The organism is Phenylobacterium sp., assembly GCF_041913825.1.
GTDB lineage: Bacteria > Pseudomonadota > Alphaproteobacteria > Caulobacterales > Caulobacteraceae > Phenylobacterium.
This window is the reverse complement of the sequence record NZ_JAYSEO010000019.1, coordinates 1-13,165: the sequence shown is the minus strand read 5'-3', so window position 1 is coordinate 13,165 and position 13,165 is coordinate 1. Positions and strand designations below refer to the sequence as shown.

The following is a 13,165-nucleotide window of genomic DNA, read 5'->3' as shown; positions in this document are numbered from 1 at the left end:
GGGCGCACTATGCCCGGACCGCCTGCCATCAGTCCTGGAGCCGGCGGCCGAGAGCCACGATCCCGCGTAGAGGGGACGCACTCCCGCCAGACGAAGGGAGTCCCACATGCTTTATCTCTGCTACGTCCACCGGACCTCGGGCGGCGTACCGCACTTCGAAGTCCTGCCCGACATGAGCGCCAGCCAGGCGGCCGAACGGGCCGCCGCCATCCTCGCCCAGCGCCCCGACGGCGTGCGCGCCGAGCTTTGGCAGGAGGACGTCCTGCTGCTCACCCTGCCCGCGAGGACGGCGGCGGCGGCCTAGGCCGCCCTCCGCCGGACGCTCAGATCCGCATTTCGAAGTAGGCGGTGCCGCTGCCGGCCGTGTGTCCGAGCATGGTGATCCGGTAGACGGAGCCGTTCTCCAGCACGAGCTGGCCCTCGCCCTGGCGGAACGCGTCCTCGGCGATCTCCGGGCTCGCGGTCAGCGCGCCGCGCAGGCGCGCGGGGCCGAACCGGAGCGACGAGGGTTCGCCCTGGATCTGATACTCCACCTGGCCGCGGAAACCGCGGTAGCGAAGTTCGCCCTCGCCGGGGATCACAGGTAGCTGCTTGCGGGCGTGCGCCATCGGCTCTCCTTCTGGGTGAGCCAGGAGAACGCTCAAGCCGCCGGATCGATCCGGCCGAGTTTAACCTAGGTTGCGTCGTCGGCCGCCACCGCCTCGGCGGCGCGGCGCAGGCGCAGCACGCACATCGGGCCATCCCAGACCTCGACGGCCGGGTACTGTTTCAGCCGCTCGCGTGCGAGCGTCCGCAGGCGATGCCGGTCGGCCTCGCGAAGCTGCTCGGCGAAGGCGGTCTCACCCGCCTCGTTGAGCGCATAGAGCAGGATCTCGCCCACGTTTTCTCCCCGTCGCGATCGGGGATACGCGCTGCGGCGCGGGCCGTCTGCTCAACTTCCGACATAGGCCGCTAAGCTATTTCGTCGCGGGATTGTGCCGGTGACCCGTTGCGCGCCTCATCCGCGCATCGGGTCAGTCGCCGCGCGGACTCGTCGGCGGCGTCGGGCGTGAGGGACACCGCGACCCCGTCTGGGCCGAGCACCACCACCTCCCCGTCGACGGCGGTCACGCCCATCGGTTCGGAATACGCTTCGCTCACTGACATTCAGCCGATGCTGTCAAAAATCCAGGCCGACAACTTTTGACCCGCGTGCGTGTTCCACCGGGCGGTGAAGCCAAGCCGGCCAATCTGCGTTACGGCTGCGATGGCTTGGGACAACCACTTCCTGGATTCGCTGGCTGAGGCGGAGATCGCCGTGCTGCGCCCGCACCTGGCCGAGGCGCGGCTGAGCCGGAACGACGTGCTCGAGGAGGCGGGTCAGACCGTCGCCGACGTCTACCTGCCGATCGACTGCATCCTGTCGATCGTCACCGTGATGCGCGACGGCTCCCAGGTGGAGAGCCGGACGATCGGGCGGGAGAGCGGCTACGGCCTGCTGCACGCGCTCGGCTCCCCGGTCTCGTACGAGCGGATGATCGTCCAGGTGGGCGGACGCGCGTGGCGGATCCCGCTGGAACGGCTGCGCGACGCCGCGAGGTCCCGGCCCGAACTCGTCCGCTGCATCGTCCAGCACGCCCAGGCGACGATCGTCCAGTCGGCCCAGTCGACCGCCTGCAACAGCCTGCACGCCGCGGAGCAGCGGCTGGCCCGCTGGCTGCTGATGACCCAGGATCGGCTGGAGTCCGACCTGCTGCCGCTGACCCAGGAGCACATGTCGATCATGCTGGGCGTGCAGCGCACGACGGTGACCGCCATCGCCTCCGAACTGCAGGCCCGCGGCCTCATCTCCTACACGCGGGGCAAGGTCACGGTGTGCGACCGGCCCGGCCTCGAGCGCACCTCCTGCGAGTGCTACGCGGCGATCCGCAACGGCGTCGAGGCCATGCTCAAACCCCGAAGCTGAGCGGCTCCCGGAAATTGACCCGGCCGCCGGAACAACCTTCGGGGGTAACGGCTTTGCGGGGCGTCGGGGAATGACGGAGCCACTCGCATGACCGTAGCTGAGACCTACAGCGCCAGGGAGACCGGCCGGGGCTCCCCCGGCAACGACGCGCGGCTGGCGGAGCCCAGGAGCTTCGGCACCCCGCCCAGGATGAACCTGCCCCTCGGCCAGCACCGCGCGAGCCTGTTCGCCGATCGCGTGCGGGCCAGGCCGGCGATCTCGCCGCAACTGTCCTTCATGATCGGCCAGACCGCCGTGGGCCTTGGCATCTGGGGCACGCTGTTCCCGAACTCGGTGAAGAAGACCCTGGGCATCCAGGCCTCCACCCCCACCGTGCAGGCGCTGTTCGGCGCGCGCGAGATGGTCAGCGGCGTCACTCTGATGAGCGACCCGACCAAGTCCGGGATGCTGTGGGGCCGGGTGGCCGGCGACATCTTCGACATCGCGGTGCTGACCTCGCTCAGCAAGCCCCAGAACCCGAAGAGCGGGACGGCCAAGGCCGCGCTGGGCTTCGTGCTCGCCGTCACGGCGCTCGACCTGTTCACCGCGGTGCGCATGAGCACCGTCAAACGCACCTGCGACTAGGGAGAGCCGTCGATGAAAGCGATCTGCTGGCAGGGCAAGAAGGACCTGCGCTGCGAGGAAGTCCCCGATCCGATCATCGAGGATCCGAAGGATGCGATCATCAAGATCACGTCCACCTGCATCTGCGGCTCGGACCTGCACCTGATGAACGGCTTCGTGCCGACCATGTGCGTCGGCGACGTCCTGGGCCACGAGCCCATGGGCGAGGTGGTGGAGGTGGGACCCGAGGCCCGCGCCCGCGGCCTGAACGTCGGCGACCGGGTGGTGGTCCCGTTCCAGATGACGTGCGGCGAGTGCGAGCAGTGCCTGAAGGGCAACTTCTCCGTCTGCCAGACGACCAACCGCAACGCGGACCTCGCCAAGACCTTCTTCGGCGACACCACGGCGGGGCTGTTCGGCTACTCGCACATCACCGGCGGGTACGCCGGCGGCCAGGCCGAGTACCTGCGCGTGCCGTATGCGGCGACCACCTGCATCAAGGTGCCCAAGGCCGGCGAGGACGAGAAGTACCTGTTCCTGTCCGACATCCTGCCCACCGGCTGGCAGGCCGTGGAGCAGGTGGGCGTCGGCCCTGAGGACACGGTGGCCATCTGGGGTCTTGGCCCTGTCGGCCAGATGGCGGTCATGTCGGCCAAGGTGCTGGGCGCAAAGCGCATCATCGCCATCGACGACGTGCCGGAGCGGCTCGAGATGGCCGCGAGCCTGGGCGCCGAGACCCTCGACCGCAAGGGCGTCAACGTCATCCAGACCCTGAAGGAGATGACCGACGGCCACGGCCCCGACGTGGTGGTGGACGCGGTCGGCATCGAGGCCCACGGGCCGACCGCGGTGCTGGAGCTGGTCGACCGGGTGCAGACCGCCTTCAAGCTCGAGACCGAGCGGCCGGTGGCGCTGCGCGAGGCGATCATGGCCTGCAAGGCGGCGGGCCGGGTGTCGGTGCCGGGCGTCTATGGCGGGATGAGCAACTCGATTCCCATGGGCGCCCTGATGAACAAGGGCCTGACCCTGCGCACCGGCCAGACCCATGTGCGCAAGTATGCCGACGACCTGCTGCGGCGGATCGACGAGGGGGAGATCGACCCCACCTTCGTGGTCACCCACGTGGCGCCGCTCGGCAAGGGCCCGGACCTCTACAAGATCTTCCGGGACAAGCAGGACCGCTGCATCAAGGTGGTGCTGAAGCCCTAGGGCTGCAGCGCAACCTCCGTATTCGCCCTCCCCCGCCCAGGGGGAGGGCTTTTCTTTGGGCGGGGCCGGACGGCGTCCCGCTGGCGCGCCCCGCCCGCCCGCTCTAGGTTGGCGGGCTTGGCTGGGGGACCTCTTCACATGCTGAAATCGCTGAGCGTGCGGGTGCTGATCGCGCTCGTGGCGGGCCTGGGGCTGGGGGCGGCGGCGGCGGCGTTCGGCGGCGAGGGCCTGCGCGGCGTGGTCGAGGGCGTGGAGTCCATCGGCACGCTGTGGCTCAACGGCCTGCGGATGACGGTGGTGCCGCTGCTCTTCTCGGTGCTGGTGGTGGGCATCGCCAGCGTCGCCGACGCGGCGGCCACCGGCCGGCTCGCCATGAAGGCGCTGGCCTGGTTCCTGTTCTTCGTCCTCGTGGGCTGCGCCTGGACCATCGCCTTCGGCTACGGCTTCTACGCCCTGTTCCCGGTCAGCGAGACGGGGGCCGCGGCGCTCACCGCCGGCGCGCCGCCGCCGCCGCCGGAGGTGGCCGCCTCGCCGAGCTTCGGCGCCTTCGTGAAGTCGCTCGCCCCCACCAACCCGGTGAAGGCCGCGGCCGAGGACTCGATCCTCCCGCTGGTGGTGTTCGCCGGCTTCTTCGCCTTCGCCGTGACGCGCCTGCCCGAGCCCCGGCGGGTGGCGCTGACCGAGTTCTTCGACAGCATCTCCGGCGCGATGGTGGAGATCGTCCGCTGGGTCCTGTGGGCCGCGCCCATCGGGGTGTTCGCGCTCGGCCTCGGCGTCGGGCTGCGGGCCGGCGTCGGCGCCGCGGGGATCATCGGCCACTACATCGTCGCCGTGGTGCTGGCGCAGATCGGCATCACCGTCTTCGCCTACGTGGTCGCGGTGGTGGTGGCCCGGGTGCCGTTCTGGACCTACGCCCGGGCGCTCGCGCCGGTGCAGGTGACCGCCTTCGCCACCCAGTCGTCCATCGCCTGCCTGCCCGCCATGATCGAGCAGAGCCGCGACGCCCTGAAGGTGCCCGACCGGGTGACCGGCCTGGTCCTGCCGCTGGCGGTGTCGGTGTTCAAGCTGACCAGCGCCGTGGCCAACATCGGCGTGGCGATCTTCGTGGCCAACGTCTACGGCGTCGAGCCGCAGCCGATGCAGTGGCTGGCGGCGGTGATCATCGCGGTGGCCATGAGCGTCGCCTCGGTGGGCCTGCCCGGCCAGGTCTCTTTCTTCATGTCCACCGGCCCGATCTGCCTGGCGCTGGGCCTGCCGCTGGAGCTGCTGCCGATCCTGATCGCCGTGGAGGTGATCCCGGACATCTTCCGCACCCTCGGCAACGTCACCGGCGACATGGCCGTCACCGCCATCCTCGCCAAGGACCACGAGCCGGACCCGGACGTGGACGCCGAGACCAGGCCGGCGCTGGGATAGCTCCCGCCATGTTCCCGCCCGTCGCGCGTCCCGAAGTCCAGGCTCTCCGAAGCTCGAAGATCCGCGAGGTGGCGAACGCCGCCATGGGCCGCGCCGACGTGCTGCCGTTCTGGTTCGGCGAGGGCGACCTGCCGACGCCTGAGCCGATCCGGCGGGCGGCGGCCGACGCCCTGCTGGCCGGGCGGACCTACTACACCCACAACCTCGGCCGGGCCGAGCTGCGCGACGCGCTCTCCGCCTACCTGACCGGGCTGCACGGCCGGCCGATCGGGGCCGAGCGGCTGGCGATCACCTCCTCCGGGGTGAGCGCCCTGATGGTCGCCGCCCAGGCCGTGGTCTCGCCCGGCGAGCGGGTGGTGGTGACCGGGCCCGTCTGGCCGAACGTGGCGGAGATCCCGCGCATCCTGTCTGGCCAGGTGGAGACCCTCGCCGTCGAGCCGGCGCAGGGGCGCTGGCGCCTCGACCTCGACCGGCTGATGGACGCGCTGACGCCCGACACGCGGGCGCTGTTCCTCAACTCGCCGAACAACCCGACCGGCTGGACCCTGCCGGCGCAGGACCGCGCCGCGATCCTGGAACGCTGCCGGCGCTACGGCATCTGGCTGGTGGCCGACGACGTCTACGAGCGGCTGACCTTCGCCCGCGAGAGGGCCGCCTCGTTCCTCGAGCTTGCCGAGGACGGCGACCGGGTGATCAGCACCAACTCCTTCTCCAAGGCCTGGCGGATGACTGGGTGGCGGCTCGGCTGGATGGTCGTGCCGCCGGCGCTCACCGAGGCGGTGGGCGTGCTCCTGGAGTACAACACCTCCTGCGCCCCGGACTTCGTGCAGGCGGCCGCCGTGGTGGCGCTGGAACAGGGCGAGCCGCACGTGGCCGAGCTGCGCGCCGAGCTCGCCGCGGCCCGCGATCAGGTGCTGACCGGCCTGCGGGCCATTCCCGGGATCGAGGCGCCCGAGCCCGAAGGCGGCATGTACGCCTTCTTCCGCATCGCGGGCTGCGCCGACTCCGTCCAACTCGCCCGCGATCTGATCGACCAGGCGCGGCTGGGCCTCGCGCCCGGCGTGGCGTTCGGGTCGGAGGGCGAGGGCTGGCTGCGCTGGTGCTTCGCCGCCCGGCCGGAGAAGAACGCCGAGGGCCTGGCCCGGCTCGCGGCCTACATGCAGCGGTAGAGGCCGAGGCCGCCCACCGCGACGCACTGCGCCCACACGATCAGCCGCAGCCAGCCGCCGAACGGCTCCTTCCGGGTCTTGTGGCGGAACACCGGCCGGGCGAGGAGCGCGCCCGGCGAGCCGCCGAGCGCCGCCAGTCCCAGCAGGGTGCGCTCCGGGATCCGGCGCAGGTCGGCGCGGGCGCGGTGCTTGTCCAGCCCGAAGGCTGCGAAGGTCAGCGCGTTCACGGCGAGGAGGTAGGCGACGACGGCGGACCACATGTCGGGGTCTTAGCCCTCCGCGCGTGGGTCCGCACGGCCCTCAAATGACGGCCTCCGGAACGCGCCCTGAGCCCTGCGGTTAGGCTGGCCGGAGGACGGGATGAGGATCCATCACATCAACTGCGGCACCGACTGCCCGTTCGGCGGCGGCCTGTTCGACGGGCGGAGCGCCGGGCCGCTGGGCCACCTCGTGTGCCACTGCCTGCTGATCGAGACCAGCCAGGGCCTGGTGCTGGTGGACACCGGCTACGGGATGCGCGACGTGCGCGACCCCTTCCCGCGGCTCAGCCGGCCCTTCGCGGCCCTGTTGAACATCCGCCTGCGCGAGGAGGAGACGGCGCTGCGCCAGGTGGAGGCGCTGGGCTACTCCCCCCGCGACGTGCGGCACATCGTGCTGACCCACCTGGACTTCGACCACGCCGGCGGGCTGGAGGACTTCCCCGACGCCACGGTGCACGTGATGGCGGCCGAGCTGGAGGCGGTGCAGCGCCGCCGCGGCTTCGTGCCGAGAAACCGCTACCGCCCCATGCAGCTCGACGAGGTGCGGAACTGGCGCCGCTACCAGCCGGACGGCGAGGGCTGGTTCGGCTTCCAGTCGGTGCGCCAGCTCGAGGGCTTGCCGCCCGAGATCCTGATGGTGCCGCTGAAGGGGCACACCTGGGGCCATGCGGGCGTCGCGGTGGACACCGGCGACGGCTGGCTGCTGCACGCGGGCGACGCCTACTTCTACCGCGACGAGGTCCGCCGGCCCGAGCGCAGGTGCACGCCCGGTCTCCGGCTCTACCAGAACATGATGGAGGTGGACCGCGCCGCCCGGCTGGAGAACCAGGCCCGGCTGCGCGACCTGTCCCTGGACCGCGACGCGCGGGTCACCATGATCTGCGCCCACGACGTGGTGGAGTACGAGGCGGCGCGCGCCGGGCGGGCGCTGTAGGGGCGACTACTGCGGCGTGGCCTCGGCCGGCGCCTCGTCCTCCAGGGCGTTGACCTTGAAGGTGGCGCCCATGAGCTTGGCGCGCTGCTCCAGCGAGCTGGCGACGGTCTCGCACTTGGCCGGCAGGGCCCAGCTCATCCACATCTGGGCGACCGTGCGCTTGTCGGTCTCGGGACCGGCGCTCCAGATCGACCGGCCCTGGCGGACGGCCACGGCGCCCTGCTGGTTGATCGGCCGCACGCTGGCCTTCTCGGCGGCGGTGAGCGCGGCCTGGAACTCCACGAGCTTCTTGCGGCCGTAGGCCTGCTGGTCGGCGTAGACCTTCATGTCCTCGGCTAGGCTGCGGCCCGGCGGCCGGAAGGCGGTCTCGATCCGCCGGACCTCCGGGATCACCTGGTCATGCAGGTCGAGGTAGCCGCGCAGCGCGCCGTAGCACCAGGCGACGAAGGGATAGTCCTCCTTCGGCGCGCCGGTCGGGTGGTTGGCCGGCGCCTCGGCCGGGGCGGCGGCGGCGGCGGTGGTCACCGTGGCGGCGGCGGGGTCCTGCGCGAAAAGCGCGAGGGCGAGAGCAAGCGCGGTCATACCGTCAGTCACATCCTGAATTCAGCGATTTTCGGGCGCCGCGCGACCGAACCCTCCGCCCCCCGCGGTCTCGATCTCGATGGCGTCCCCTGGCTTCACTGTAACGGAGAAGCAGCCGGGAAGTTCTCTAACGGTCCCCGCGGCTTCGATCAAACGCTGCCGGCCGGGCAGGGCGGGGGCGCCGCCGGCGAGGCCCTGGGGCGCGTGGTCCCGCCGCGACGACAGCAGCGCGGCCTCCATGGGCGCGAGGAAGCGGATGCGCCGGATCGCCCCGTCGCCGCCGCGCCTCAGCCCCGCGCCGCCGGAGCCCGCGCGGATCGCGAACCGCTCCACGCGCACCGGGAAGCGGCGTTCCAGGATCTCCGGATCGGTCAGCCGCGAATTGGTCATGTGGGTGTGCACGGCGCTGGTCCCGTCGGCGTCGGCCGTGGCGCCCGCGCCGCCGCAGATCGTCTCGTAGTACTGGCGGGCCTCGTCGCCGAAGGTGAAGTTGTTCATCGAGCCCTGGGCGTTGGCCATGACGCCGAGCGCGGCGTAGAGCGCGTCGACGACGTGCTGGCTGGTCTCGACGTTGCCGGCGACCACCGCGGCGGGCGGGTGCGGGTCCAGCATCGAGCCGTCACGGGTGAGGATCCTCAGCGGCTGGAGGCAGCCTGCGTTCAGCGGGATGTCGTCGTCCACCAGCGTGCGGAAGACGTAGAGCGCCGCGGCGTCGACGATGGCCGAGGGCGCGTTGAAGTTGGAGGGGAGCTGGTCGGCAGAGGCGGTGAAGTCGAGCGTCGCCTCGCCGGCCTGGGGATCCACCGTGGTGCGCACCACGATCTCGCCGCCGCCGTCCATCGGGACCCGAGCCTCGCCGTCGGAGAGGCGGCCGAGCGCCCGGCGCACCGCCTGGGCGGCGTTCTGCTGCACGAAGCCCATGTAGCGCGCCACCGCGTCCGCGCCGTGGGTGCGGATCATCTGGGCCACCGCCGCGCCGCCCGCCTGGCAGGCGGCGATCTGGGCCTTCAGGTCGGCAAGGTTGCGCTCGGGCGCGCGGGCCGGCCAGCGGCCGGCGGCGAGCGCCGCGCGGGTCTCGGCCTCCAGGAACCGGCCCCCGCGCATGATGGGAAGGGCGTCGAGCAGCACGCCCTCCTCCTCGATGGTCGTGGAGAACGGCGGCATCGAGCCCGGCTGCACGCCCCCGACGTCGGCGTGGTGTCCCCGCGCGGCGACGTAGAAGGCGGGCTTGGCGTCGCTTTCGGCCATGAACACCGGCATGACGACGGTGATGTCGGGCAGGTGGGTGCCGCCGGCGTAGGGGTTGTTCAGAGCGAAGGCGTCGCCGGGCCTCAGGTCGGCATGACGGTCGCGCACCGCCCGCACGCTCGCCCCCATGGAGCCCAGGTGGACCGGCATGTGCGGGGCGTTGGCCACCAGGCCGCCGTCGACGTCGAACAGCGCGCAGGAGAAGTCCAGCCGCTCCTTGATGTTCACCGAATGCGCCGTGCGCTCCAGGGCCGCGCCCATGGCCTCGGCCACGCCCATGAAGCGGCGGTTGAACAGCTCGAGGGTGACCGGGTCCGGACGGTCGAGGGCGATCGCCTGCGCGGCCGCCGCCGCGGTGCGGACGAGCCGGATCAGCCCGTGCGCGCCGGCCTCCGCGCGCCAGCCGGGCAGGACCGCGATTTGGGTGTCGGCGCGCACGACCAGGGCCGGCCCTGCGATCGTGGTGAGCGCGCCGGCCGCGACGACGGGGGCGTCATGCCAGGCGCCTTGGGCGTACAGCCTGACCCGCTCGTCCAGGTCAGCGCCGCGATCCACCCCCGGGCCGGTCGAGGCGGCGAGGGGGCTCGGCTCCGCGCTCTGGCCGGCCAGGGCGGCGGTGGCGCTGACCGCCTCCGCCTCCACGGCGGCGATCAGGATGGTGCGCGCCGGCTCGGTGAAGCCGAACAGGCGGTGGTGGCCCTCTTCGAACTGCGCCTTCGCCGCGGCGAGGTCGGCGGCTTCGACCGGCAGCTCGGCGTCCGCGCCGTCGTAGCGCAGGCGGAGCGTGCGGCGGAGGTCACCGGCCGCCGCGCCCTGGTCGAGGAGCGCGGCGCGGGCCTCGGCCGCCACCTCGTCCAGCAGGCGGACGGCGTTCGCGAGCCCCTCGTCGGTGAGCGGCTGTTCGAGGCCCGCCTGGCGCAGCGCCGTGACCTCGGCCTCGCCGATCCCCCAGGCGGACAGCACCGAGCCGTACTTCGGGCAGAGGACCTCCGTGACGCCGAGCGCCTCGGCCGTCTGGCAGGCCACCTGCCCGGCCGCGCCGCCGAAGGCGGTGAGCGCATGCTCGCGCGGGTCGAAGCCGCGCTCCGTGGAGATGCGGCGCACGGCCTGGGCCATCTGTTCGACGGCGACGGCGACGAAGCCCTCGGCCGCCGACTCGACGCTGTCGGCGCCCATGGCCTGCGCGAGCTCGGCGAGGCGGGCGCGGGCGGCCTGGGGATCGAGCGGCCGGTCCCCCAGGGGCCCGAACACGCTCGGGAAGAACCGCGGATCCAGCCGGCCCAGCACCAGGTTCGCATCGGTCACGGCCGCGGGGCCGCCGCGGCCGTAGCAGGCCGGGCCGGGAACCGCGCCGGCGCTGGCCGGGCCGGCCCTGGCCCGCATGCCGTCGAAGGTCAGCACCGAGCCGCCGCCGGCCGCCACCGTCTCCACGTCGAGCATGGGCGTCCTCAGGCGCGCGCCGGCCACGCGGGCGGTGTCGCGCCGCTCCAGCCGGCCGGCGAAGCGGCAGACATCGGTGGAGGTGCCGCCCATGTCGAAGCCCAGCACCGCCTCGCGGCCGGCCTGCCGGGCGGTGCGGGCGACCCCGACCACGCCGCCGGCGGGACCGGACAGCACGGCGTCGCGGCCGCGGAACGCCTCGGCGCGGACCAGGCCGCCGGCCGAGGTCATGAAGTAGAGCGGCGCTCCCGCCACCGCCTCGGCCACCCGGCGGACATAGGCCTGCAGGATCGGCGTCAGGTAGGCGTCGGCGACCGTGGTCTCGGCGCGCGGCACGAAGCGCGGCAGGGGCGAGACCTCGTGGCTGAGCGCCACGAAGCCGAAGCCGGCCTCCCGCGCGAGCTCGCCGGCGGCGACCTCATGGGCGGGATCGAGGTCCGCGTGAAGGAAGGCGATGGCGACCGACTCGTAGCCCTCCGCCACGGCCGCGCGGAGTTTCGCCGCCAGCGCCTCGCGGTCCAGCGGGCGGACCGCCACGCCGTCCGCGCCGCGGCGCTCGTCGGCTTCCACGACGCCCGCGTAGAGCGGCTCGGGCCGGCGGATGGTAAGCGCGAAGAGGTCGGGGCGGGCCTGGTCGCCGATCGCCAGCGCGTCGGCGAAGCCCTTGGTGGTGACGAACAGCGTCTTCGCCCCGGCGCGCTCCAGCAGCGCGTTGGTGGCGACGGTGGTGCCCATCTTGATGGCCGCCACACGCTCGGCGGGGAAGGGCGCGTTGGGGGCGACCTCCAGCAGGCGGCGCATGCCCTCGACGGCGGCGTCCGGGTAGGCCGGCGAGGCGGAGAGCAGCTTGAGCGACGCCTCGGCGCCGTCCGCCCGCTTTCCGATCACGTCCGTGAACGTACCGCCGCGATCGATGGAGAAACTCCAGCGCCTGTCCAAAACTTCATTCTCCGAACGATTGTCATGGCGACGCCATACTCTTAAGGCTTGGGCTTACTCCGATGAGCTTCTGGCGCAAAATCGCAGGGCTGGCGGTCCGTAACCTCGATGAGGCGGAATGCGCCGAATGCCCGCCCGGTCTTCCCGGCGAGGACCCGGCCTTCTCCACGGCGGTGACGGCGCTGGGCGCCAAGCTGGCCAAGGCCGACGGGGATGCGCACGCGGACGAATACGACGCCTTCGCCAACGTCTTCCAGCCGGAGGATGGGAGCCAGGGCAACGTCCGGCGGCTCTACCAGCTCGCCCGGCAGACCACCCGGGGCTTTGAGAGTTACGCCCGCCGGCTCGCCAAGCGCTATCGCCACTGTCCGCAGATCCTCGAGGACGTGCTGGATGGCCTGTTCTACGTGGCCACCTCCGACGGCGCGGTGACGGCCGACGAGCTCGCCTACCTCGAGCGCGTGTCCGAGCTGTTCGGCCAGAGCCCGCTCACCTTCCGCCGGATCCGGGCGGTGCATCTGGGCGCGGAGAAGGATGACCCCTACGAGGTGCTGGGCGTGGCGCACGACGCCAGCGACGAGCAGGTGCGGACGGCCTGGAAGGCGCAGCTCTCCGAGGCTCACCCCGACCGGGCGCGCGGCCGCGGCCTGCCCACCGAATTCATTGAGGTCGCCGAGGCCAAGGCCGCGGCGATCAACGCCGCCTTCGATGCGATCATGCGCGAACGCCGAGCGTTCGCCTTCGAAGGGGCGGCATGATGCCCAATTTGGCCTGTTAACGATCATCGAATGTTGACGGCGGGAACCGCCGGGCCGACATAATTGGTTCAAGCCTTCGCCCCGAGGGCCGAGAGGAAGCCATGGTGAAAGCGTTCGCCGCACGGCACGGATCCGCACTGCGCAGCCTGGCGATGGTGGGCGGCACGCTCGCCACGGCCGCCGCGCTCGTGGTCGGCGCGGTGCTCGCGGTGTTCTTCGCCGCCACCGTGGCGGTGATCGCCATCATGGCGTCGGCGCTGCTGGCCTTCGCCGGCCTCGCCATGCGCGCGCGGCGCACCGCCCGCGCCCGGTACCGCGCCGACGGCGTGATCGAGGCCCGCCATCTCGGCGGCCACCACTGGGTCGCCTACGGCTGGAACGAACGGGCCTAGCGCCCGCCGCCTCCGCCCACCCCCACGCCTGTCACCCCAGGTTCGCGGTACGCGAAGACCACCCCCTCCGTCATGCCGGTTTCGCGGCACGCGAACACCGGGACCCATAAACCCCGCGCCCGCCGCCGGCCCGCGGCGTTCCCTGCGCAGCTCGATCTGCTTGACTTTCGGCTCCGCTTGTGTTCTCGTTTTGTTCTCATGAGCGACGCAGCCGTCAGCGCCGACGACCGCCACAGCCGGATCCTCGCCGAGCTGGCCGGCCTGTCGCTG

The 13,165-nt window shown here is 72.2% G+C and carries 14 protein-coding genes; 9 read left to right on the top strand and 5 right to left on the bottom strand.

Annotated elements, in window-relative coordinates:
- Positions 1-106 precede the first annotated feature (106 nt).
- Positions 107-304 carry a hypothetical protein gene (locus ACE3Q8_RS16045; RefSeq protein ID WP_374471298.1) on the top strand — a complete coding sequence of 66 codons (198 nt, stop codon included), beginning with the start codon at positions 107-109 and terminating at the stop codon, positions 302-304.
- A 19-nt stretch (positions 305-323) separates the two neighbouring features.
- Here the strand turns inward: ACE3Q8_RS16045 and ACE3Q8_RS16040 are convergent, their stop codons facing one another.
- Both ACE3Q8_RS16040 and ACE3Q8_RS16035 read right to left on the bottom strand, forming a co-directional pair.
- The gene (locus ACE3Q8_RS16040; RefSeq protein ID WP_374471297.1) at positions 324-608 is read right to left on the bottom strand and encodes a hypothetical protein; all 285 of its coding nucleotides are present in this window, start codon (positions 606-608) and stop codon (positions 324-326) included.
- Positions 609-673: 65 nt separating this feature from the next.
- Entirely contained in the window at positions 674-880 is a 207-nt protein-coding gene (locus ACE3Q8_RS16035) for a hypothetical protein (protein ID WP_374471296.1), read from the bottom strand.
- 366 nt (positions 881-1,246) lie between these two features.
- Here ACE3Q8_RS16035 and ACE3Q8_RS16030 point away from each other — a divergent pair, with 366 nt between their 5' ends.
- From ACE3Q8_RS16030 to ACE3Q8_RS16010, 5 genes are all read left to right on the top strand, one after another.
- Positions 1,247-1,945, top strand: a complete 699-nt coding sequence (locus ACE3Q8_RS16030) for a Crp/Fnr family transcriptional regulator (protein ID WP_374471295.1) — start codon at positions 1,247-1,249, stop codon at positions 1,943-1,945.
- 87 nt (positions 1,946-2,032) lie between these two features.
- Positions 2,033-2,569 (top strand): hypothetical protein, encoded by a 537-nt coding sequence (locus ACE3Q8_RS16025; protein ID WP_374471294.1) that lies wholly within the window; start codon positions 2,033-2,035, stop codon positions 2,567-2,569.
- Positions 2,570-2,581: 12 nt separating this feature from the next.
- A complete protein-coding gene (locus ACE3Q8_RS16020; protein ID WP_374471293.1) occupies positions 2,582-3,757 on the top strand; it encodes a zinc-dependent alcohol dehydrogenase in 1,176 nt (391 codons plus the stop codon).
- A gap of 138 nt (positions 3,758-3,895) precedes the next feature.
- Positions 3,896-5,173 carry a dicarboxylate/amino acid:cation symporter gene (locus ACE3Q8_RS16015; protein WP_374471292.1) on the top strand — a complete coding sequence of 426 codons (1,278 nt, stop codon included), beginning with the start codon at positions 3,896-3,898 and terminating at the stop codon, positions 5,171-5,173.
- Between the two features lie 8 nt (positions 5,174-5,181).
- Entirely contained in the window at positions 5,182-6,342 is a 1,161-nt protein-coding gene (locus ACE3Q8_RS16010) for a pyridoxal phosphate-dependent aminotransferase (protein ID WP_374471291.1), read from the top strand.
- Here ACE3Q8_RS16010 and ACE3Q8_RS16005 read toward each other — a convergent pair.
- Positions 6,327-6,602: a DUF1294 domain-containing protein gene (locus tag ACE3Q8_RS16005; protein WP_374471290.1), complete on the bottom strand. Its 276-nt coding sequence runs from the start codon at positions 6,600-6,602 to the stop codon at positions 6,327-6,329. The genes ACE3Q8_RS16010 and ACE3Q8_RS16005 overlap by 16 nt on opposite strands.
- 100 nt (positions 6,603-6,702) lie before the next feature.
- On the opposite strand from ACE3Q8_RS16005, the gene ACE3Q8_RS16000 reads away from it, so the two are divergent.
- A complete protein-coding gene (locus tag ACE3Q8_RS16000; RefSeq protein ID WP_374471289.1) occupies positions 6,703-7,536 on the top strand; it encodes an MBL fold metallo-hydrolase in 834 nt (277 codons plus the stop codon).
- 6 nt (positions 7,537-7,542) lie between these two features.
- Here ACE3Q8_RS16000 and ACE3Q8_RS15995 read toward each other — a convergent pair whose 3' ends face one another.
- A complete protein-coding gene (locus tag ACE3Q8_RS15995; protein ID WP_374471288.1) occupies positions 7,543-8,118 on the bottom strand; it encodes a hypothetical protein in 576 nt (191 codons plus the stop codon).
- A 21-nt stretch (positions 8,119-8,139) separates the two neighbouring features.
- On the bottom strand, positions 8,140-11,745 hold the full coding sequence (locus ACE3Q8_RS15990; RefSeq protein WP_374471287.1) for a hydantoinase B/oxoprolinase family protein: 3,606 nt from the start codon (positions 11,743-11,745) through the stop codon (positions 8,140-8,142).
- 62 nt (positions 11,746-11,807) lie between these two features.
- Here ACE3Q8_RS15990 and ACE3Q8_RS15985 point away from each other — a divergent pair, with 62 nt between their 5' ends.
- Both ACE3Q8_RS15985 and ACE3Q8_RS15980 read left to right on the top strand, forming a co-directional pair.
- Positions 11,808-12,503: a TerB family tellurite resistance protein gene (locus ACE3Q8_RS15985; RefSeq protein WP_374471286.1), complete on the top strand. Its 696-nt coding sequence runs from the start codon at positions 11,808-11,810 to the stop codon at positions 12,501-12,503.
- Between the two features lie 101 nt (positions 12,504-12,604).
- A complete protein-coding gene (locus tag ACE3Q8_RS15980) occupies positions 12,605-12,895 on the top strand; it encodes a hypothetical protein (protein WP_374471285.1) in 291 nt (96 codons plus the stop codon).
- Positions 12,896-13,165 lie beyond the last annotated feature (270 nt).